We start from the raw sequence: 22,323 nt of genomic DNA, 5'->3' as shown, positions 1-22,323 counted from the left end.
ATGTCAATACATATAAGGCTTTTGGCAAAATAAAGATGCTTTTTTTGTGTTTATATGAGTGCTATAACTAATAATTTGGCATAATAGCTACTGAAGAACCATATTTTTATGAATTCCTAAATTATTATTTTCCGAATACTCAACTTCCTCTGTTTGATCTAGTCGGTATTCATATAATCCATCATAAACTTGGTAACCAGAAAGAACTTTCAGATAATATCCTCTTAAAATTTTTTGCGCTATTAATTCAACAAAAAGGCTAATTACTTCTTGTTCTTCTATAGGAGGAAAATATTTTTGTGTTAAAACTGAATCAAACCATTTTTTACCATTAAATATACGGGTCAGTTCTTCTTTAGGATCGTATAGAGGATTATTAATCCTACTGTCGCCACCACCTACAATATAACGACGATATTTTATAAAATTTCGTTGTTTTAATATTTCCAAAACTGTCTCAGCTATTTGTTTCATTCGATAAGCACTAATACCCTTACGACCAGCATCTAACTCTTTACGTACTGACATATCTTTTATGTCAACAATTACTGTATATGGTAAATAGTTACTATGATCAAATGGGTCTAAGCAAACACCAATTGGCATTCCGCATATTGAAAGCCAAAGCCCATGTTCTAAGGCAAAATCATAAGAAATACCATCTTCATTTCTAAATTGATCATTATACTGATTAATATGAGATTTGCTAGTTGCGGAAATAAATATACGTGCATGTAATGGGTTTATAGTACCAATTTTTATATCGTCTATTGTTTCATCTAGTACTATAGCCTTTCTGGCTTGATCTCTTAAATTTGTCGGTAAATTTTCTGTTCCTTCTACAAACTTTTCATATTGAGTGAGCCTATCATAAAATTGTAATTCACTATTTAAAACTGACTTAACTACTTCTCTAATAGTTAAATAACCAGTCTTTATTGGTACAATTCTTCCACTAATTGTTAAGCTAAATTCAAAACAGCTACCAGCATTAAAAACTGTGTCTAATATTCCTACAATAGATTGAGTTCTTAAAACTGCTATAATAGTTTTATCTGATTTGGCTATACGAAATGTTGCTGCAAGTGATTCCTCCACAACTTCTTCTGGAAATTTTAATGGAAATTTAAGTGTAATTTTTGTTCCATTTTTTTCATCAACATCGTGCGCCTGTTCACCAGAATCTTCTTCTTCAGAGTTTGGTATATCAGAACCAGAATATACAAATTGATATAAATTTCTGTAAGTTCTTGATGCCTTCTTTCTATTTTTGATGCTTTCTACTTGCAGATATTCACTTTGGAAAGCAACAAATGTAAATCCATAACCCATAAACCCAAATTTTCCAGCATCTCGCTCCCTTTTTAGAGATTTACCTGTAACCAGTATCTTGGATATAGCTGATTCTTCTATACCGACACCATTATCTATAATTGTAATAATCCTTTCATCAGGACTAATTTCAAGTGCAATCTTACCTTGACTAATATTTTCCTCACCAAACTGCTCAATAATTGCATCTGCGCTATTTTGTAATAACTCTGTATAAATATCCCAAATATGTCTATAACTTGAAATAATACGCTCAATATTAGAACGTATTTGGCTTGATTCCTGCTTTGATAACTCTTCTTTTAAAACGTTGGTCATATTTAAAACTCCAATATTTGGTAGTAAATACATATAAAAAGCTAAAGGCAGGCAAGATGCCCGCCCTGGAAGTACTATTCTATACTCTGATATTTAAAATTCCAATATTTGGCAGTAAATATCTAGAAAAGACTAAAGGCAGGCGTTATACCTGCCTAATTACTACTACTCAATCCCTTCAATCCGGTCTTCAACTTCTTGGTACAACTCGCGCAGGCGATTTAAATTTTCCTCGCTAGTCTCCCAATAACCGCGTCCATTCACTTCCAATAAAGTTGATACAACTTTGCGGAAAGAATGAGGATTAAGGTTCATCAACCGTTTCTGCATTTCTTCATCTTTGATGAAGGTTTCATTGGTATCTTCGTAAATCCAGTTATCCACAGCGCCGGCTGTCGCACTCCAACCCATTGTATTTACCAATCGCTTGGAGAGTTCGCGCACGCCTTCGTAACCGTGAGATAGCATTCCCTCGTACCATTTGGGATTTAATAATTTAGTACGAGCATCTAAGCGCACGGTTTCGGATAATGTCCGCACTTGCGCATTCGCTGTGGTGGTGTCTGCAATGTAAGATGCTGGTGTTTTACCATCACCCCGCAGGCTTGCTACTAACTTGGTAGGATCTGAGTCGAAGTAGTGGGAAACGTCCGTTAAGCTAATCTCGGAAGAATCGAGATTTTGGAAAGTCGCATCAGCAGTTTTCAAAGTGCTTTCAAAAATCTTGCGAGATTCGTCCATCATTCCGGGGTTATCGGAATTGAAGGCGAAAGATTTCCGCTTCAGGTACATTTCTTGTAATTCGGCTTCGCTATCCCAAGTGCTGTTTTCAACCGCCAAGTTGATGTTGGAGGAGTAGGAACCGGAAGCATTGGAGAAGACGCGGGTAGCTGCTTGACGCAGATTAATCCCCATTTCCTCAGCTTGTTGCAAGGCGTGTTTGCGGACAAAGTTCATTTCTAAGGGTTCGTCAACCTCAGCAGCCATCTTCACTGCTTGATCTAGCAGGTTCATTTGGTTGATGAACAAGTCGCGGAATACGCCAGAACAGTTGATGACAACGTCAATTCTCGGTCTGCCCAACTCTTCTAGAGGTATTAATTCTAACTTGTTGACTCTTCCCAAAGCATCGGGAACGGGTCTGACACCAACCATCCACATGATTTGGGCTAGTGATTCCCCGTAGGTTTTGATGTTATCGGTTCCCCAAAGTACACAGGCAATGGTTTCCGGCCATTTACCGTCATTTTCGGCTTTGTTTCTTGCCAATAGCCGATCGACAACGATTTTGGCTGATTGTACCGCCGCAGTTGTGGGGATGGATTGGGGGTCAAGGGCGTGAATGTTCTTACCAGTGGGTAATACATCGGGGTTGCGGATAGGATCGCCACCGGGGCCGGGTAGGATGTATTCGCCTTCTAAGCCTTTGAGTAATCCACCGAGTTCGTTATCTGCACAAACTTGTTGTAAACAGAATTCCAAATACTCAAATAGTGGCTTTAAGGCGGCGTTATCAACTTTGGTATAGCCTGCTTGATGCAATGCTTCTACCCAAGGTTCTTTTTTACCCATGTTGAAGAAATTCAACCGGGAAACCAGAGAAACGCGCCCTTCGGCGTCAGTTTGCTCTTTTACCAGGGCGCTAACTGCGGCGCGGGTAGCTAAGGTGATGTCTTGCAGTAGCTGGACATCTTCTAAAATACCTCGGTCATTATTTTGGTAAATATCGTCAATGTTACGCCCAATGCTGTTGGCGATAATTCCCGGTAAGCCTTGAAGTCCTTCTTCTTGACGATCTAAGCTAGCGATGTTGACCAGAGTTGCGATCGCTTCTTCGGCTGTTGGTGGTTTACCAATAATATGCAATCCACAAGGTAACAACCGCGATTCAATTTCCATCAGCTTGCGGTACACGCTGCCAACAATATTATCCCGTTCATCTTCGGACATATCCTTGGCATCGGTTTCGGGCAAGTTGATATCCTTGTCCAGGTTCACCATCCGGCATTTATCCATGATGGAGTTAACAATGGGGATACCGCGTCCTGTATCTTTCAGGGTTTGGTAAGAAGCAATCAACTCGCTGAGTTCTTTCAACCCCTTGTATAAACCAGCATTCTCAGCCGGGGGTGTCAGGTAGGAAATTGTTTCAGCATAGCTGCGGCGCTTGGCAATTGTCGCTTCGCTGGGGTTATTGGCTGCGTAATAATACAGGTTAGGAATTGTGCCAATTAGTTGGTCTGGATAACAATCACCAGACATCCCCATTTGCTTACCAGGCATAAATTCCAAGGAACCGTGAGTACCGAAGTGCAGTACAGCATCAGCTTGCCAAACTTGCTCTAGGTAGGTGTAGTAAGCAGCAAAACCGTGGTGCGGGCTAGCAGAACGGGAGAATAACAACCGCATCGGATCGCCTTCGTAACCAAAGGTAGGCTGAACGCCGATGAAGACGTTACCAAATTGTTTACCGTAAATCAGCAGATTTTGCCCATCGCTGTTGAGATGTCCGGGCGGTGGGCCCCAGTTTTCTTCTAGGCGTTGGGAGTAAGGTGTCAATGCTTCATATTCTGGCACTGACATTTTATAGGCGATGTTAAGCTCTGGGCTAGCGTACTGTGCTTGAGCATCGTGGATGACTTCTTGCATCAGCGCCTCGGCTGATTCCGGTAATTCCGGTAAATCGTAGCCGTTATTCTTGAGGGCTTTCATCACCTCGTAAATGGAACCGAACACATCCAAGTAAGCAGCAGTACCCACATTCCCCTTATCGGGTGGGAAGCTGAAAACAGTAATGGCTACTTTTTTATCCAACTTGGGTTTGCGGCGGAGATTTGCCCATTTTAAAGCGCGTTTGGCGACTACTTCCACACGATCTTGCAGTGCGATCGCTTTTCCGGTAGTACCATCTCTACCTGATAAAATGATCGGCTCAATTGCTCCATCCAATTCCGGTATGGCAATTTGCAAAGCTACTTGAATTGGATGTAACCCTAAATCACTATCCATCCACTCTTCAGTGGTTTGGAAGACTAAGGGTAAAGCTACCATGTAGGGACGATTTAACCGCTTAAGTGCGTCAATAGCTTTGGGATGGTCTTGTCTAGCCGGGCCGCCTACCAAAGCAAACCCAGTTAAAGAAATTACCGCGTCTACTAAAGCTGTATTGGTAGTTGGTTCATAAAAGTAAGCATCCACAGGCTTGGAGAAATCCAAACCACCAGCAAATACTGGTAGTACTTTTGCTCCCAGGGATTCTAACTCCTGGACTATGGCTACATAGTGAGCATCATCGCCTGTAACTAGGTGAGTGCGTTGTAATACTAAACCAACACAGGGAGCTAAAGGATCTTTGAGATCTTTGGGGATATCCTTCCGGGCTGTGTACCAATTGAGGTATTCTCTGACATCCTCAAACATACTCGGAGCCAGGGGATGCCAAATTCCCATATCTGGGTAAACCACTGGCGCTTGATATGTTGTCGAGGGCAGATTGGCTTTATCTACACCTTTTAATACGTATTTATCAGTCAGCATTAGCAAGAAGTTTTCCAGGTTTTCTGGCGAACCTCCTAGCCAATACTGAAAACTCAACATGAAATTGCGTGCATCTTGTGCTTTGTCCATTGGCAGAAACTTTAGCACCTGTGGCAAAGTCCGCAACAGTTTCAGCATCCCATCTTGGAAGCCTGCACCGGATTTTTCCTTGCGCTTGCGCATAAATTGCGCGATCGCACTCTTGGATTGCCCCAATTGTGCCAGAGAAAAGCTGCCCATTTTGTTTAGGCGCATAACTTCCGGCATTGATGGGAATACAACAGCTACGTCTAAGCGATCGCGGTATGGTTCTACGGCGGCTACTACTTTCTGTGCTAAGTCTTCAATGAAAATCAGTGAGGCAATAAATATATTGGCACTCTCGATATCCCGCTTGAACTCCTCGTAGTTCTCTGAATCTCGGAGTTCCTCAATTAAGTACCCGCTGATTTCAATCGCAAGGTTGGGATGGTTAGAGTTGATGGTGCGAACAGCTTGCGACAATGCACTCTGGTACTGGGACTCAAGCACGACATAGACCACCTTGATTAAATTACGTCCGCGTAAATTATCAGGCGCAATATGTCTGATGGTGGACTTGACGTGGGTGAACATGCTTCCTCGGCTCCTTTGATGCGCGTTCTCTACTAGAAGTTCATCACGGCTGATTCTGCCGTTCCTAACTTCACTTTATTTTTAGGAATATGAATTTTTTTTATCAGAAAACGTCTACCAAATGCTAATTTTGTCGTCTAACTGACACAAATCGATAAACATAATGACATATTTCTTTGCAGATATTGCTTTTATCCGTAAGTGTTTGCTACACTGATTGTTAAAATATGTAAACAAATAGCTGGCAGCATTTATGTTTTGAGGTTTTAAATGCTTGCTAGTTAACCATATAGCAATATTATTACTATCATTTTAGATCGCTATTCTTCAGATAAACTTCTATTTTTCTCGGAATGCTAGCTTACAGAGGAAAAATATTGTATTATATGGTACAAAATTTAGTTTTTATTGATAATAATTAGTAAAAATAGAGTCTTATTTAATTAGTTGCTTGTAGATAGCAGATCAGGATAAATAATCCAGCTTATAGCCATAGAGCATACAAGCGGATAAGCGTAATCTTGCTGGCAACTAATTACTAAAATATCTAACCTTCCTGTACCATCCAAACTAACATTCCCAATAGTTTTTCTACTAGGGGAACTGTATAATCATTTAAATCAATACTCAGTGTTTGTGCTTCTAATTTGAGAAAGCTCCAAGCTGCAGGGCGGCCGCATCATGTCAATAAGGCTAGACTATTCTCAATAAGCTTAAAAATAATCGCATTAAGCCATGCTTATTGACAAAAATTTAGGCGATCGCTTTGAGGTTTGGACAATGGATCAAATGTTAAATGCTGATTTTTTCGTTGATTCTCAATTTCAGTAGTCACCAAGTATACTTTAGATGCGTTCGCCCTGCTCCAAGCTGTACCACTGCTGACGCTGCCATAAATTGTTTGAATTAGTATATTATTAGCCTCATTGAATTTTTGCGCAGCAATCATTTCGGCTGCGCATTGTCCTAAACCAGGTTTTAAATCGCCTTTTTTCGCCACAATCATCACGATTACTGGAGCTTCAATAAAGATTTGCTCTGGTGAACGGCTGATTAAAAAATCACAGCCTCCACTTAAGCCTAAATCTGCTGCAACGGTAAAATCTTCACCGGAAAAAAAGCTGACTTTGCGTTCAAGTATTTTCCGAACTTCTACAAGGATAGGACTAATAATCAATTCTGAACGAGCTTTTTCGGAACTAGTTGCAGTTGCTAGTGGTAGTCCTTCACTTAAAGCTTCTTGCAGGTAAAAACTAGGTTCTCTAGACTGGGTTTCAGGTAAAAAGCGTCCGTTTTCAACAATAGTTAAGTTAAATTCGCGTTTGACTTTTGACAGTGAGAAGTCACTATCAGACATGAGTAATATGCTTACTGTGATTGATTATTGCTTGCTTGTGTTTGTAATTGTTCAACTTGCTCGATAGTTAAACCCGTGATCTCGACTATTGTTTCAACATCGATACCTTTATTAATCATTTTGATGGCAATTTCTTGAGCTTTTTGTTCAATACCTTGTTCAATACCTTGTTCAATACCCTGCTCAAATCCTTCTTTAAGTCCTTCTTGCAAGATATCTTGATAAATCACAGATTCGCGCATAATATCACTCCGCAAAATTCTTTTAATCTCGTCTTTCTTTAAAACTAGCCCAGCTAAAACTGCTGTTGACGCAGCAACATTACTGCGGATGCGGGTATCATTGATGGCTTCGATAACTTCCGCAACTTATTCTAAGATTTGGCGTTGATTTTCGGTTTGGCTTAAAGTTGCAAAAGGTAACAAACCTGGAGAGGTAAAAAATAGTTCTGTTGGTTGTTCCCAAAGGCGAATTACTTCAAATCTATGCCGGGTATTCTCTAATGTAAATTCCGTTTGGTAAACTAGATCAGAATCGCTGGGTTGTAAATAAATTACAACTTGACGCATTCGCTTCTGGGGAAATCTTCGATACACCCGCAAGCGATAATCACACATTCTAAAGAGTATGTCAGCGTCTGGTCGAGTTTGGAATTCCAGATGGAGGACGATTTCGTCTGACTGCAACAAAATTAATGCATCTGCACGGATTGGTTCGAGGGATAATTCCGATGGACTCAGTTCTGTGAGTGTAATTGGCTCATTAAGTAGCCAAGTTGCAAAGTCCCTGGAAAATGATTCAGCAAGAAATTTACATACATTGTCAAACATGCCCTGAAATTATATCCGTTAGGAACGAATGAGGTAAGATTTGCCTCTTGACTAATAACTTCTAACTATTCACGATTAACTCATGACTCCAGTCGATATTTTAATTCTCTCCAATGGCCCTGGAGAAGTGACAACCTGGGTACGTCCAGTAGTTAAGGCATTACGTCAACAATTGGGTGACGATCGCACAAGCGTGAGAATTTCTGTAGTTTTATCACCTTGTCCTAATGCTAGCGGTAAAGAAGCTGCGATCGCACTTTCTTATCCAGAAGTAGACAGAGTTCAAAAGGCTGAACATTTTTGGCAGTTTTTACTTTGGGGCAAAACCGTTGATAATTGGGATTGGAGAAGTCACGGTGTAGTTGTGTTTCTGGGTGGAGATCAGTTTTTTCCTGTAGTTATTGGGAAGAAACTCGGTTACAGTACAGTGATTTATGCCGAATGGGATGCGCGCTGGTACAGCATCATTGATAGATTTGGTGTGATGACAGCGAAAGTTGCTGAACGCATTCCCACAAAATATGCGCACAAATTTACTGTGGTTGGCGATTTGATGTTAGAAGCCAATAGTTATGCGTCTTTGGTACAGGATAAAGAACAAAGTGCAGAAATCATTGGTTTATTACCTGGCTCTAAAGCCGCTAAGTTAGCTCAAGGTGTACCATTAACATTAGCGATCGCAGAATATATTCACTCACAAAAACCCAATACCAAGTTTGTTATTCCCATAGCGCCAACATTAGATTTACAAACCTTAGCTAGTTTTGCAGATTCTCAGAAAAATCCTTTTGTAGAAACTTTTGGTTTTAGTGGTGCTTCCTTAATTTTTTCAGAAGATAATCAACAAAAACCAATATTAAAAACAGCCAAAGGTTTAACTATAGAACTTTGGCAAGAATCACCAGCCTATCAATTATTATCTCAATGTAGTATCTGTTTAACTACAGTTGGAGCTAACACCGCCGAACTTGGTGCTTTAGCTGTACCCATGATTGTCTTATTACCAACCCAACAACTTGATGCGATGCGTTCTTGGGATGGTTTACCTGGATTATTAGCTAATTTACCAGGTGTAGGTACAACATTCGCTAAAGTAATTAATTGGATATTTCTTAGACGCAAAGGTTTATTAGCTTGGCCGAATATTTGGGCACAGGCAGAGATTGTACCGGAATTAGTAGGTAAACTGCAAGCAAAAGATATTGGCGAAATGGTATTGAATTTACTTGCTCATCCTGAAAAATTAGAGCAAATGCAGATGAAATTACGTAATGTTAGGGGTGAAGCTGGTGCGGCGCAGAAGTTAGCAGCTTTGGTGAAGGAAGAATTAGAAAAGTCTGAAGACCTTGGAACTTTAGGAAGTAAAACCTAACATATTCTACAAATTAAAATCTACTGAATAAATAAAACATTATCTTAACCAAACAAGCAGAGATGGGAATAATTAAAACATACACCTGCTGATATTTTCCCTAACATGCTTTACTGTTCAAATCCTCATTGCTCAAATACCTTTAGTCCTGATGTAAATAAGTTTTGCATTCATTGTGGAGAAACACTTACACCACTATTCCGAAACCGCTTCCGTGTGATTAGGCTTTTAGGTGAGGGTGGATTTGGTAAGACTTATGAAGCCAGGGATACAGATAAGATGGATGAACCTTGCGTGATTAAGCAATTTTTCCCGCAAGTAGAAGGAACAGCAGCATTAGATAAAGCAACGGAATTGTTTAAGCAAGAGGCTAAACGTTTGTATGAATTGGGAGAACATCCGCAAATTCCCCGTTTGATTGCTTATTTTGAACAGGATAAGCGCTTATATCTTGTACAAGAGTTTATTGATGGACAGAATTTATTAGAAGAATTGCAGCAACAGGGAAGATTTAGCGAAGAAAAGATAATACAGCTTTTGAATGATTTATTACCAGTTCTGCAATTTATTCATAAACGCGGAGTTATTCATCGAGATATTAAGCCAGAAAATATTATGCGTCGTCAAAAAGATGGCAAGTTAATATTAATTGATTTTGGTGTTTCTAAACAAGCAATTGGTTCAATTATTGGACAAGTAGGAACTACAGTTGGTACACCTGGATATGCGCCATTAGAGCAAATGCGCGGTCAAGTTTTTCCTGCTAGTGACCTTTATAGTTTGGGAGTGACTTGTATTCGGTTATTAACTGGATGTTTACCAAAAACAGATGGTTATGATGAACTTTATGATGCATTAAAAGGTCAATGGATATGGACAAAATACTTACCATCTGTTAAAGGTATTAATTCTATTTTAGGAAAAATTTTAGATAATCTGCTGCAGGATTATGTGAAAGAACGTTATCAATCTGCCGAACAAGTAATAGCAGTTTTAAAGATTCAAAATACGCCAGATAAACCAAGAACAACCCCATCAGTACCACCTCATTATCGTGTACAAGTTTGCCCAAATATTCCAACAATCGGAGTTGATTATACAAAACTGGAAAATCTACTATCAGCGAGAAGATGGCAAGATGCTAATGAAGAAACTTTAAATCTCATGCTAAAAATAAGTAATCGAGAGAAACAGGGTACACTCTACCTAGAAGACATTGATAAATTTCCTTGTGTGGATCTTCGTGCGATTGACAAACTCTGGCTTAAATATAGTAATCATCGCTTTGGTTTTAGTGTACAGCAACAAATATGGAAAAATATTGGCGGCACACCAGAGACGAATGAGAAGATTTTGCGTATTTTTGGAGATAAAGTAGGATGGTTAGGTTCCAAAATCCTACGTAAAACATTATTATTTAATGCAGATTTGTTTTTTGAGTCCCTAAATCCTGTATGGTTTGATGAAGTTAATTTTTCTATAAAAGCACCAAAGGGACATTTACCTTGTTTGGGAGCTTGTGGGATGAAAATAGAATTACTAATAGGTTTAATTTGTTTATATTCTGAGTAATGTGGATAGTAGAAGTAGGGTGTGTTATGCCGCAGGCTAACGTACCTTGAATAAATAATAATGCCGGAATTTGAGTAATAACACAGTCTAAATTTTAATTTTATTAACGTAGTGCGATCGCACTCTATATTACTGTTTCATGAGCTATCTCATGAAGCCTTCCAGTCTTTTAGTTAAACCGAATTCTTATATTACCAATGACAAATGACGAAGGACAAATAACAGCCTTCGTCATTTATCTTTGAATTGCACCACGTAATTAAATCGAACTAATTAAATGCAGCTGAGCGATCGCGGCATTTATTAGATGATGGGTAATTGGCAGACTATCTACTACCATCCCCAGACACAACAGCATCATGTAAGAGATGGAATAGAGAAATAGCTGTCTGGCAATGGTACGATCTTCTGGGCTTTGCAATAAGCGCCAAGCTTTGTGGATGAATATAGCCCCTAAAGTAGCAGCGATCGCTCCATAGACAATGCCACTGTCATGTAACGGGTAAACAAGTAACAGGGTTGTAGCGACTGTTACCAAAGTATACCACCAAATTTGCTTCACAGTGGCGGGGTCACCGACTACCAAAGGTAACATCGGAATGCCGACTTTGGCGTAGTCATCGCGAATCATCAAGGCTAAAGCCCAAAAATGTGGGGGTGTCCAGAGAAAGACGCTGGCAAAAATTACCCATGCGCCCCAGTTTAGCGTACCTGTTACAGCTGCCCAACCAACTAATGCCGGAATTGCCCCAGCAGCCCCACCAATAACAATATTTTGGGTAGTGTGGCGTTTTAGCCAGTGGGTATAAACTACAACATAATAAACTATGCCCGCAAAAGCTAAAAGGGCAGCAAGGAGGTTAGCGAAAACTGTGAGGAGGGTAAAAGAAATGATAGCGAGAGCGATCGCAAAAACTAAAGCGCCTTTTGGCTGTATCTTACCGGAAGGAATCGGACGATGACGAGTCCGTTCCATTTCATAATCAATATCGCGATCGTAGATACAGTTAATCACCTGGGCACTAGCAGCAGCGAAAGTGCCGCCAGTCATAGTCACTAGCAACAATACTATATCTACTTGTCCCTTAGCAGCAATCCACATACTGCCAGCAGTAGTAATTAACAGCAACGGAATAATCCGCGGCTTAGTTAGCTGATAGTAACTTTGGATTACCTGGAGAAATGTTTCGTGGTGGCGAGAGACATTAGTCTCAATCATTTTGGCTCAAGTTCCTTTTTAACAAGTTATGTGTAGCCCTTGCTCATAACGAATTCGCCACTGAGGCTAAGGGAGGGAGAGGAGGCAGAGGGGCAGGGAGAAGGGGGCAGGGGGCAGGGGGACAAGACTTAACTGTTGACTCTTGAATCTTGACCAATGCCCAATACCCCATGCCCCATGCCCCATGCCCAATATTCAATGCAATCCGTTTACTGATGTTGTCGCAGTTACGGTTACAGCTACAGGGTGATTGTTGGTTTCACGGTTTGCAATCCAGTCGCGGAATGAGAGGACGGTGAACGCAACTAAAGTACCGAGTAAGGCTGCGCCTATGGCTTGGTGAGTGACGGTGAGGAGTTCTACTTGTAGGCGTAATTTAAAAGTCGCAACGCCTAAGAGAATTTGCAGCAGCAATAAGCCGCCTGCCATATTTGCTAGTCTACGTAAAGCTGGGTGAAGTGCTGGTCTTTGCCAGGATAGCCAGACTACTGCTAAGGTCGCTACCGTTGGCGGGACTAAGCCGAAAATATGGCTGTACATCACAGTGCAAAGTTGGGATGTGCCCAAACATTGGTGAAGTGCCCAGCGCGAACCGACTAAGGCACCTAAGAGACTTTGCAAGTAAACCAAAATTGCGGCTGTTAAACCTATCCAAGGTAACTTACCGACATTGCCAGTTCCTTGATAAGGAGTCAGGGCTGTACCAATTACCAAGAGGGTGATGAAGAACAGCAGTGCAGTTCCCAAGTGGGCAGTCACGATATCAAACCGTAACAGTTCTGTGACTGTCAGACCCCCTAAGATGCCTTGAAAGACAATTAAAAACAGAGCAAATGCCGATGCCCAAGGGAGCCAATTGGGTAAAGTGCGACGATACCACCAAGATAAACCAAGCAAGGCGATCGCACTGACACCAATCAAAGCTGCATCCAATCTATGAAACCATTCCAAAAATACTTGGAAATTCATCTGTTTGGCTGGCACTAATTCCCCGTAGCACAAAGGCCAGTCAGGGCAAGCAAGTCCTGCGTTCATCACCCGCGTGGCGGAACCTATCGCCATCAAAATCAAGGTGGCTATGCAGATCTTCCAAACCAAACGACGAATTATATCTGGCGGCTGTGAGCCTACCGCTTCATTTTGTTGTTGTAGGACAAATTCGCTCATGAACTATACCTTTAATGCCCGCTCTGAAATAGAGCTACTTACTTAAAACTATTAGTTTGTTAGTTTGTCAGTCACGACCCTTTTCCACCCTAGCGTATACGACTAGGATTGATAGATTAGCTTTCCGTTATACTTTTCCCTTACACTTTGAATCACTATTGCTACTTTTTGCTAAAAGCTTTAGGTATTTTTCAAGTTGTTGATATTTTTTTTAAGGCAATAAACTTTACTTGCGGAATCCAGTTTGATTCTTGATACTTGTAGGCTGGGCAATACCTACAAAAACACCAATACAGCGGGCATTAACCGCTCTAGGTAATTTTGTTAAAAATCAAAATATTCATCCTACATCTAAAATTATTCTTAAATTTTTTCCATGTTTCACATCTATCCATAGCAATATCCAATAAGACTCTTTTACTCAAAAATATTTATATAGCTAAAAAAATTAATAAAAATTTCAGACCTTTAACGTCCAGAGCCAGTGGACTCGACTACCTTAGTAAGTGGGCAGCTTTAAAATCACATAGTAAATTCATTTAAGTGAGCCGTGAAAATTCCAAGTTCGATCTGGACATTACTCATTGGCGTTGTGCTAACGCTCGTCAGCCTTTGGTACGGTCAAAATCACGGTCTGTTGCCAACAGCAGCCTCTGATGAAGCCGTCTTGGTTGATGGTCTGTTCAACACCATGATGATTGTTTCCACAGGCATTTTTTTAATTGTCGAAGGTGTTTTGCTTTACGCCGCTTTTCGCTATCGGCGGCGACCTGGTGACAATGAAGACGGGCTACCAGTGGAAGGTAACGTACCTTTAGAAATTCTTTGGACAGCGATCCCCGCAATTATAGTTATTGGTATTTCTGTATACAGTTTTGACGTATACAACGAAATTGGTGGCTTCGATCCCCATGCTGTCCATGAAGCGCCAATTACCCAAAATATGTCTATGAACATGCCAGGGGCAGCAATCGCCGCAACTCTCAACGATACACCCCCTAGCACAGAACCCAACCTCAATCAGCAAAAATCTGATGAGGCGATGCAAGACCCAGCTACAGCCGCTGTGCGCAATGCTGACCAAATTCCCCAAAAGCAAAATGCTCCGGGGATTGGGATTGTATCTCCCACCATTGGGGGAAGTCCCGACAAAGCCGGAAAACCCCCAGCCTTAGCAATTAACGTTACAGGTCTCCAATATGCCTGGATTTTCACCTATCCTGAAACAGGTATTACTACTGGGGAGATGCACCTTCCTATCGGGCGGGAAGTCCAAATTAATATGACCGCCAACGATGTGATTCATGCCTTTTGGGTACCAGAGTTCCGCCTCAAGCAAGATGCAATCCCTGGTAGACAAAGTGAAATTCGCTTCACACCCAGAACCGAAGGTGATTATTCCCTGATTTGCGCCGAACTTTGTGGTCCCTACCACGGTGCAATGAGAACGCAAGTAGTTGTAGAAAGCCCAGAAAAATTTGCACAATGGCTACAAGAGCAGCAAGTAGCTAGCCGTGACACCTTGAATCAAGCCGTTGCTCTTAACCCTAGCAATATATCAGCACATGAATTCCTGGCTCCTTACACCAAGGACATGGGAATTAAACCGGAAGTACTTCATCAAGTTCATCATTAGTCAGTGGTCAGTAGTCAGTGGTCATTGGTTAAAAAACAACTGACAACTAACAACTGACAACCACCAAAACCCTTATGACCCAAGCGCAAATTCAAGAAACTGCCAACATCCCTGCCCGCATTGAAGAACCAGGGGTGAGAAAATGGCAAGATTACTTTAGCTTTAATACCGACCACAAGGTGATTGGGATTCAATACCTCGTCACTTCGTTTATTTTCTACTGCATTGGCGGTGTGATGGCGGACTTAGTTCGTACAGAATTAAGAACCCCTGAGGTAGATTTTGTCACCCCAGAAGTTTATAACAGCTTGTTCACGCTCCACGCCACAATCATGATTTTCTTGTGGATTGTGCCCGCAGGTGCAGGGTTTGCTAACTTCCTCATCCCCTTGATGATTGGGGCTAAGGATATGGCATTCCCCAGATTAAATGCTGTGGCCTTTTGGATGATCCCGCCTGCTGGTGTGTTATTAATTGCCAGTTTAGCTGTGGGTGATGCACCGGATGCCGGCTGGACTTCCTACCCGCCCCTGAGCTTGGTCACAGGCCAAGTGGGTGAGGCGATTTGGATTATCAGTGTCCTGCTGCTGGGGACATCATCGATTTTGGGGGCGATTAATTTCCTCGTCACCTTGCTGCGGATGCGTATTCCCGGTATGGGAGTGCATCAAATGCCCTTATTTTGCTGGGCGATGTTTGCGACTTCCGCCCTGGTGTTGGTATCTACCCCAGTGTTAGCAGCTGGTTTAATTTTGCTAGCTTTTGACTTACTCGCCGGGACAACATTTTTTAACCCTACTGGTGGTGGCGATCCGGTTGTGTACCAGCACATGTTCTGGTTTTATTCCCACCCAGCTGTTTACATCATGATTTTGCCTTTCTTCGGGGCAATTTCGGAAATTATTCCTGTGCATTCGCGTAAACCAATATTTGGTTATAAAGCGATCGCTTATTCTTCTTTAGCAATTAGTTTCTTAGGGCTAATTGTCTGGGCGCACCACATGTTTACCAGTGGTATTCCCGGTTGGTTGCGGATGTTCTTTATGATCACCACCATGATCATTGCCGTACCCACAGGAATTAAAATTTTCAGCTGGTTAGCTACCATGTGGGGCGGCAAAATCCAGCTGAATACACCCATGCTATTTGCAATGGGCTTTGTCGGTACCTTTGTGATTGGCGGAATCAGCGGCGTCATGTTGGCGGCTGTACCCTTTGATATTCACGTTCATGACACCTATTTTGTTGTCGCCCATCTCCATTACGTTCTATTTGGTGGTAGCGTCCTCGGAATTTTTGCCGCTATCTATCATTGGTTCCCAAAAATGACGGGACGAAAATTGAACGAATTTTGGGGTAAGGTTCACTTTGCCTTAACCATTGTGGGTCTCAATATGACCTTCTTACCCATGCACAAGCTGGGTTTAATGGGCATGAACCGCCGGGTAGCGCAATATGACCCTAAATTCGCATTGCTGAATGAAATCTGCACTTATGGTTCATATATACTCGCCGTTTCCACATTCCCCTTCATTATCAACGCAATTTGGAGTTGGTTGTACGGAGAGAAAGCTGGTAATAATCCTTGGCGGGCACTAACCTTAGAGTGGATGACCACCTCACCACCAGCAATCGAGAATTTTGATAAAACTCCTGTACTGGCTACAGGCCCCTACGACTACGGCTTGGAGCGCGCCAGCGAAGATGTACCGTTATCCGATCCCAATCCAGTATTATCTGGTGGCGTCAACTCGGTCTTAAGAGCCGAACCCGACGAACCATATCCAGGAATCACTGCGGAAAAAGAATAATTGGGTATGGGGCATGGGGCATTGGAACAATTTTGGATTTTAGATTTGCAATTTTAGATTCCAATCTAAAATTTAAAATCCAAAATCTAAAATTCCTTGTCCCCCCTGCTCCCTGCTCCCTGCTCCCTGCTCCCTGCCCCTAGCCCCTAACCCCTCATCTTTAACATTCAAGAATTCATGCAAAGCCAAATAGTTGACCCAGCACAAGCTGAACTAAATCATCACCACGCTGCGGAAGCTGCCCATGTTGGTCACGAAGAACATCCAGATCATCGCCTGTTTGGGCTAATTGTCTTCCTGATTGCGGAAGGGATGATTTTTATGGGTTTGTTCGGGGCTTATCTTGCTTTCCGTTCTACTTTACCTGTCTGGCCTCCCGCAGGTACACCAGAGTTAGAACTGCTACTACCTGGAGTTAACACTGTCAATCTAATTGCTAGTAGTTTTGTCATGCATAATGCTGACACTGCTATCAAAAAGAACGATACCAAAGGTATGCGTACTTGGTTGGCAATTACGGCCTTGATGGGTACGCTTTTTTTGGTGGGTCAGGTATATGAATACACTCATTTAGAATTTGGTTTAACTACCAATTTATTTGCCAGTGCATTTTATGTGTTAACTGGCTTTCACGGTTTGCACGTTACTCTCGGCGTTTTAGCGATCGCGGCTGTGTTATGGCGATCGCGTCGTCCCGGTCATTATAGTAATGAAAAACACTTCGGTATCGAAGCCGCAGAAATTTACTGGCACTTTGTGGACGTAATTTGGATTATTCTTTTCGGATTGTTGTATTTACTCTAAGTAATAGTAAGTAGTTGTTCACTCCACGCGAATAACTACCCCACCCCCTGTAGGGGGTTTTTTTGTCAGTAATTGCGTAATCTACTAGTTTCAAAGTTATTATTGTTGCTTTATTTATCGCTATTAACCCTGAGTTAAGTTGGCTATTCAAACTTTTGTTAAATCAGAGTTTTCTACTTCAAATATTCAGAGAAATCAACATTTTAGATGTAATTTTCGCGCGATCACCCAATTAACTTTTATCTGCAATTGCCTGAGATTGCCGTCATAGGATTATTCAAATATCAAGCTGTTTGCTGTTTATACAATAAGTATTATTTTTTACTATTAACTAATAGTTAACTTATGGAATCTAGTTTTTTTATACATTCTTATATACATTGAAATTAAGATTAATGATACATTAAAGTGTGTTTATTAAACGAATTTGAGATTCATAACTCTCAACTCGGCTAATGTTACCAATGTTACTGAAGCAATTATCAAAATTTTACTTGCGCTCAGCCATGACACTCTACCATCAAACTCTAATTTGTCCGCAATTTTAGTAGGTAGGATACGCCAAATGCGTCAGTACCCTCGCATCATTAAAACACTTCGGCATCGCTACGTTACTGTGACACAGTTGAAGAGTAGAGTATCTAGTAATATTAGTTACTTGCTATCAGGTGAGCCAAAGAAGAGGCAAAACTATCCTCTGATTAAAAGAATACTGCGAAATCGCTTTAAGATTATCCAACTTTTAGCCAGAGGCGGATCGGGCGATACCTACTTAGCTATTGATCTAGATTTACCAGGACAACCCTACTGTGTTGTCAAACATTTTTATCCTAAACATCCCCATCCGGCTGTTATTCCTATTGCCAAAAACCTATTCGATCGAGAAGCAGAAAGTTTATATCAACTCGGCAAAAATCATCAGCAAATTCCCACATTATTTGCTCATTTTCATGAAGATGGAGACTTTTATTTAGTCCAAGAATTTATTGATGGTTATGATTTAACACAAGAAATTGTTCCCGGACAACCTCTAAGTGAAGAAGCAGTTTTAAATTTATTAAAAGATATCTTAGAAGTGTTAAGCTTCGTTCATCAACACAACATTATTCACCGCGATATTAAACCTCACAATATCATGCGGCGGCACTCCGACCAACAAATTGTGTTGATTGACTTTGGCAGTATTAAGAAATTGGGTATTCAAGGAGATACATTAACAATTGCTGTAGGTACTCCTGGCTATATGCCAACCGAACAAGCTAAAGGAAAACCAAAACTGAGTAGCGATATTTATGCAGTCGGGATGATTGGTATTCAAGCTTTAACAGGTTTAAAACCCGAAGAATTACAAGAAGATCCCGAAACAGGAGAAATCATCTGGCGTGACAAAGCCCAGGTAAGCGATCGCTTGGCAGATATTTTAGACAAAATGGTACGCGAGCGCCATAATCAGCGTTACCAATCGGCAGCAGAAGCTTTGCAAGCTCTAATTCCGGAGTTCGCGTTGTCACAGTATTCAGCATTTTCCGCTCCCTTGGAAAATCCAGATGACAACTCCTTGCAAGTTTATAAAAAGTTTATTTTGCTCTTAGGAATGGGGCTAGGAATAATGACTAGTGTCATTGTTATCGCCTTAATATATACCTTTTTACGCACGAGTGTATCGCCACCAAATCAACCCACTCCCATACATTCTCTAAAAGCAAGTTTTATTTATCAATTATCTGCTTCTGGAAATCATTCAGTAGAGCAGAGATTGTTAAATCCTAACTATAAATATAACTAAATGTAGGGTGGGCACTGCCTACAAAAACCTTGATTGGCTGGCAGTGCCCACCCTGCTAAAAAAGAGGAATTTAAATTCTTCTTTCTAGTTATTAACTAATAATTGCCTGCGTGCTTAACAACTTTAATATCCAGAAACTTGTGTAAATTCCATCTCAATCAATCGCCTAAATAACATGGACAATACAAACCGAGGCAGAGCTTTAATTAAAGAAGAAATCGCTATTTTTTTGAGAGGTTTAATTATTGGTAAAGTCTTGACACTGATGGTAATTGGCGGCTTGCTCTGGTGGTTACTTAAACCAGGTTTATTGTCTGGCAATAATAACGAAGCCACTAACTCAAGTATCAAATCTACTTCTAGTACTGGATCAACTTTTCAATCACTAGCTGATGTTCCAACTAACTCATTTAACTATGGTGGTAGCACAGCTTGGGCACCGATTCGCCAAGTAGTAGACTCGCAAATTCTCAGCGCGCGCCCGGAACTACAATTGCAGTACTTAAACCCAGCTAAAGGTAGCCCAGGTTCTAGCACCGGAATTCGCATGTTACTTGATGGACAATTAGATTTTGCCCAGTCTTCTCGTCCTGTGACAGATGAAGAAAAAGCGATCGCCAAAGCGCGAGGTTTTACACTGGAGCAACGTCAGATTGGCGTTGATGGGGTAGCAGTGGTAGTTAACCCAGCTTTACAAATACCAGGTTTAACTGTCGAGCAATTGCAGCAAATTTATTTAGGTAAAGTTACCAACTGGAATCAGGTAGGCGGGCCAAATCTTCCGATCACACCTTTTTCCCAAACACCAGAGAATGCAGATACTATCATCTTCTCTAGTAACGGTGAATCACAAGAATCAGAACTTGGTTCTAATGTCAAGTATGTTTACTCAACTACAGAAGCATTGCGCCAACTCAGCAAAACCCCTGGTGGTATTTATTATGCTTCTGCTCGTGCAGTCGTACCGCAATGTAGCGTCAAACCTTTACCGATAGGTCGCACTGCTAGCGATTTTGTTTCGCCCTACCAGGAAACACTGGTAAAGCCAGAACAATGTCCGCGTCAGCGCAACCAAATCAATACTGAAGCCATCAAAAATGGTAGCTATCCCATCACCTCTCAATTGTTTGTGATTATTAAACAAAACAAAGGTCAAGCACAGAAGGCAGGAAATGCCTATGCTAATCTGTTGCTAACTGACCAAGGACAAAAGGCGATTGAGCAAGCTGGTTTTGTCGGAGTTGATTAGGGAATTAACTTAAATTACGGGCTATATCATCCGGAGGATCTCACTTTTTTAATCAATACCCTAGTACTGTATTGCTACACAAACAAATCCTGTTTATACAGGCTAAAAACAGTTAAAGCCTGCTTGCGCAGGCTTCGTATTTAGAGCCTGCGGGCGTTTATAAAAACTGGGATGCTCTAATAACATCTACTTGGTCAGCTTGCTAACATGGTAGAATTTTGTTCAAACAAAATTACTGATGGCAAAAATTTAGTCAATGTCTCTACCAGAAATTACGCAAAAGCTCTTAGCAGCAAAAAAACAAAAAGGACTCAGCTTTGCTGATTTAGAAAAAATTCTTGGACGGGATGAAATCTGGATTGCAGCGGTATTTTATCGTCAAGCTAGTGCTTCTGAGGAAGAGGCTAAGTTAATCCTGGAAACACTGGAATTAGGGCCAATCTATATTAAAGATTTGACCGAATATCCCTTAAAAGGATTGGGGCCAATTGTCCCCACAGATCCTTTGATTTATCGTTTCTACGAGATTATGCAGGTATACGGTATGCCCATTAAAGATGTAATTCAGGAAAAGTTTGGTGATGGGATTATGAGCGCCATTGATTTTACCTTGGATATTGAAAAAGAACCAGATCCAAAAGGCGATCGCGTCAAAATCATTATGTCTGGGAAATTTCTTCCCTACAAAAAATGGTAGATTTTTACTGTGAGCTAGGATGGCATTCCACCTATGCTCATATCAGCAATTATCTCAGTAAAAAAATTAGTTAACTTTGACAGCAAAAATAAAAAAGGCAGATAAATTTAGTAATTTTAACCCTTATTATATTCAAAATCACGGGGCAGTATATTTAGGTGATAGTCTCGAACTAATTAAATTTATTGATGACAACAGTATTAATTTAATTCTGACTTCGCCGCCTTTTGCCCTTGCGCGTCAAAAAGAATATGGTAACGCCAGCGCAGACAAATATATAGAATGGTTTTTACCTTTCGCTTCTGAGTTTAAAAGAATACTGGCAGAAAATGGCTCATTTGTTTTAGATTTAGGCGGTGCTTATCTTCCTGGTAATCCTGTACGCAGTATCTACCAGTATGAACTTTTAGTGAGATTGTGCAAAGAAGTGGGCTTTTTTCTCGCGCAAGAATTTTATCACTATAATCCAGCCAGATTACCTACCCCAGCAGAGTGGGTAACAATCAGACGAATTCGTGTCAAAGATTCTGTAAATGTAGTTTGGTGGTTATCAAAAACACCCCATCCGAAAGCAGACAACAGACAAGTTTTAAAACCCTATAGCCAAAGTATGAAACGATTACTTAAAAATGGCTATCAAGCAAAAATTCGTCCTAGTGGTCATGATATTTCTGATAAATTTCAAAAAGACAATCAAGGTGCAATTCCGCCAAATTTGCTAGAAATTGCCAATACTGAATCAAATAGTGCTTATTTGCGTCGCTGTAAAGCCGCAGGAATTAAACCCCATCCTGCAAGATTTCCGCAAGCTTTTGCAGAGTTTTTTATTAAATTTTTGACAGATAAAGGTGATGTAGTATTAGATCCTTTTGCTGGTTCTAATACTACCGGATTTGCTGCTGAAGTTTTGCAACGCCAATGGCTTGCTTTTGAACTTAATGAGGATTATGTCAGGGGAAGCCTTTACCGTTTTAATCAAGTAAAAGATGAAGTATGAAGGATCTGATTACCCCACCCATGA

14 protein-coding genes and 1 pseudogene are annotated in these 22,323 nt (G+C 41.0%); 9 read left to right on the top strand and 6 right to left on the bottom strand.

Annotation, left to right across the window (positions count from 1 at the left end):
* Window positions 1-87 precede the first annotated feature (87 nt).
* The 4 genes and pseudogenes from H6G41_RS27235 to H6G41_RS27220 form a co-directional block, all read right to left on the bottom strand.
* Window positions 88-1,650, bottom strand: coding sequence for an ATP-binding protein (locus H6G41_RS27235; protein ID WP_242038068.1), 1,563 nt, complete (start codon window positions 1,648-1,650; stop codon window positions 88-90).
* Window positions 1,651-1,815: 165 nt separating this feature from the next.
* On the bottom strand, window positions 1,816-5,802 hold the full coding sequence (locus H6G41_RS27230; RefSeq protein ID WP_190750474.1) for a magnesium chelatase subunit H: 3,987 nt from the start codon (window positions 5,800-5,802) through the stop codon (window positions 1,816-1,818).
* Between the two features lie 739 nt (window positions 5,803-6,541).
* Entirely contained in the window at window positions 6,542-7,159 is a 618-nt protein-coding gene (locus H6G41_RS27225; protein WP_242038067.1) for a hypothetical protein, read from the bottom strand.
* Between the two features lie 11 nt (window positions 7,160-7,170).
* Window positions 7,171-7,989 (bottom strand): annotated as a pseudogene (locus H6G41_RS27220) (Rpn family recombination-promoting nuclease/putative transposase).
* Window positions 7,990-8,071: 82 nt separating this feature from the next.
* Between H6G41_RS27220 and H6G41_RS27215 the strand changes: the two are divergent.
* Window positions 8,072-9,361, top strand: a complete 1,290-nt coding sequence (locus H6G41_RS27215) for a lipid-A-disaccharide synthase (protein WP_190750472.1) — start codon at window positions 8,072-8,074, stop codon at window positions 9,359-9,361.
* A gap of 105 nt (window positions 9,362-9,466) precedes the next feature.
* Window positions 9,467-10,933, top strand: a complete 1,467-nt coding sequence (locus H6G41_RS27210) for a serine/threonine-protein kinase (RefSeq protein ID WP_190750470.1) — start codon at window positions 9,467-9,469, stop codon at window positions 10,931-10,933.
* A gap of 259 nt (window positions 10,934-11,192) precedes the next feature.
* Here the strand turns inward: H6G41_RS27210 and H6G41_RS27205 are convergent, their stop codons facing one another.
* Both H6G41_RS27205 and H6G41_RS27200 read right to left on the bottom strand, forming a co-directional pair.
* Window positions 11,193-12,152, bottom strand: a complete 960-nt coding sequence (locus tag H6G41_RS27205) for a heme o synthase (RefSeq protein ID WP_190750468.1) — start codon at window positions 12,150-12,152, stop codon at window positions 11,193-11,195.
* A 195-nt stretch (window positions 12,153-12,347) separates the two neighbouring features.
* Entirely contained in the window at window positions 12,348-13,319 is a 972-nt protein-coding gene (locus H6G41_RS27200) for a heme A synthase (protein WP_190750466.1), read from the bottom strand.
* A 550-nt stretch (window positions 13,320-13,869) separates the two neighbouring features.
* On the opposite strand from H6G41_RS27200, the gene H6G41_RS27195 reads away from it, so the two are divergent.
* The 7 genes from H6G41_RS27195 to H6G41_RS27165 all read left to right on the top strand — a co-directional run bounded on the left by H6G41_RS27195 (window position 13,870) and on the right by H6G41_RS27165 (window position 22,299).
* Window positions 13,870-14,955 carry a cytochrome c oxidase subunit II gene (locus tag H6G41_RS27195; RefSeq protein WP_190750464.1) on the top strand — a complete coding sequence of 362 codons (1,086 nt, stop codon included), beginning with the start codon at window positions 13,870-13,872 and terminating at the stop codon, window positions 14,953-14,955.
* 74 nt (window positions 14,956-15,029) lie between these two features.
* Window positions 15,030-16,766 carry a cytochrome c oxidase subunit I gene (ctaD, locus tag H6G41_RS27190; RefSeq protein ID WP_190750462.1) on the top strand — a complete coding sequence of 579 codons (1,737 nt, stop codon included), beginning with the start codon at window positions 15,030-15,032 and terminating at the stop codon, window positions 16,764-16,766.
* Between the two features lie 177 nt (window positions 16,767-16,943).
* A complete protein-coding gene (locus H6G41_RS27185) occupies window positions 16,944-17,570 on the top strand; it encodes a heme-copper oxidase subunit III (protein WP_190750460.1) in 627 nt (208 codons plus the stop codon).
* Between the two features lie 565 nt (window positions 17,571-18,135).
* Window positions 18,136-19,356, top strand: a complete 1,221-nt coding sequence (locus tag H6G41_RS27180) for a serine/threonine-protein kinase (protein ID WP_190750457.1) — start codon at window positions 18,136-18,138, stop codon at window positions 19,354-19,356.
* A 175-nt stretch (window positions 19,357-19,531) separates the two neighbouring features.
* On the top strand, window positions 19,532-20,605 hold the full coding sequence (locus tag H6G41_RS27175) for a PstS family phosphate ABC transporter substrate-binding protein (protein ID WP_190750455.1): 1,074 nt from the start codon (window positions 19,532-19,534) through the stop codon (window positions 20,603-20,605).
* Between the two features lie 256 nt (window positions 20,606-20,861).
* Window positions 20,862-21,302, top strand: a complete 441-nt coding sequence (gene cynS / locus H6G41_RS27170) for a cyanase (RefSeq protein WP_190750453.1) — start codon at window positions 20,862-20,864, stop codon at window positions 21,300-21,302.
* Between the two features lie 76 nt (window positions 21,303-21,378).
* Window positions 21,379-22,299, top strand: a complete 921-nt coding sequence (locus H6G41_RS27165) for a site-specific DNA-methyltransferase (RefSeq protein ID WP_190750451.1) — start codon at window positions 21,379-21,381, stop codon at window positions 22,297-22,299.
* The last annotated feature ends 24 nt before the right edge of the window (window positions 22,300-22,323 follow it).

Origin of the sequence: Tolypothrix sp. FACHB-123 (genome assembly GCF_014697075.1) — a bacterium.
GTDB lineage: Bacteria > Cyanobacteriota > Cyanobacteriia > Cyanobacteriales > Nostocaceae > Aulosira.
This window is presented reverse-complemented; position numbering and strand designations above follow the sequence as displayed.

What these genes read in the sequence shown, in the direction of transcription:
- H6G41_RS27235 (WP_242038068.1), bottom strand. Translation starts at nt 1,650, where the DNA reads ATGACCAACGTTTTAAAAGAAGAGTTATCAAAGCAGGAATCAAGCCAA.
- H6G41_RS27230 (WP_190750474.1), bottom strand. Translation starts at nt 5,802, where the DNA reads ATGTTCACCCACGTCAAGTCCACCATCAGACATATTGCGCCTGATAAT.
- H6G41_RS27225 (WP_242038067.1), bottom strand. Translation starts at nt 7,159, where the DNA reads ATGTCTGATAGTGACTTCTCACTGTCAAAAGTCAAACGCGAATTTAAC.
- H6G41_RS27215 (WP_190750472.1), top strand. Translation starts at nt 8,072, where the DNA reads ATGACTCCAGTCGATATTTTAATTCTCTCCAATGGCCCTGGAGAAGTG.
- H6G41_RS27210 (WP_190750470.1), top strand. Translation starts at nt 9,467, where the DNA reads ATGCTTTACTGTTCAAATCCTCATTGCTCAAATACCTTTAGTCCTGAT.
- H6G41_RS27205 (WP_190750468.1), bottom strand. Translation starts at nt 12,152, where the DNA reads ATGATTGAGACTAATGTCTCTCGCCACCACGAAACATTTCTCCAGGTA.
- H6G41_RS27200 (WP_190750466.1), bottom strand. Translation starts at nt 13,319, where the DNA reads ATGAGCGAATTTGTCCTACAACAACAAAATGAAGCGGTAGGCTCACAG.
- ctaD (WP_190750462.1), top strand. Translation starts at nt 15,030, where the DNA reads ATGACCCAAGCGCAAATTCAAGAAACTGCCAACATCCCTGCCCGCATT.
- H6G41_RS27185 (WP_190750460.1), top strand. Translation starts at nt 16,944, where the DNA reads ATGCAAAGCCAAATAGTTGACCCAGCACAAGCTGAACTAAATCATCAC.
- H6G41_RS27180 (WP_190750457.1), top strand. Translation starts at nt 18,136, where the DNA reads ATGCGTCAGTACCCTCGCATCATTAAAACACTTCGGCATCGCTACGTT.
- H6G41_RS27175 (WP_190750455.1), top strand. Translation starts at nt 19,532, where the DNA reads ATGGACAATACAAACCGAGGCAGAGCTTTAATTAAAGAAGAAATCGCT.
- cynS (WP_190750453.1), top strand. Translation starts at nt 20,862, where the DNA reads ATGTCTCTACCAGAAATTACGCAAAAGCTCTTAGCAGCAAAAAAACAA.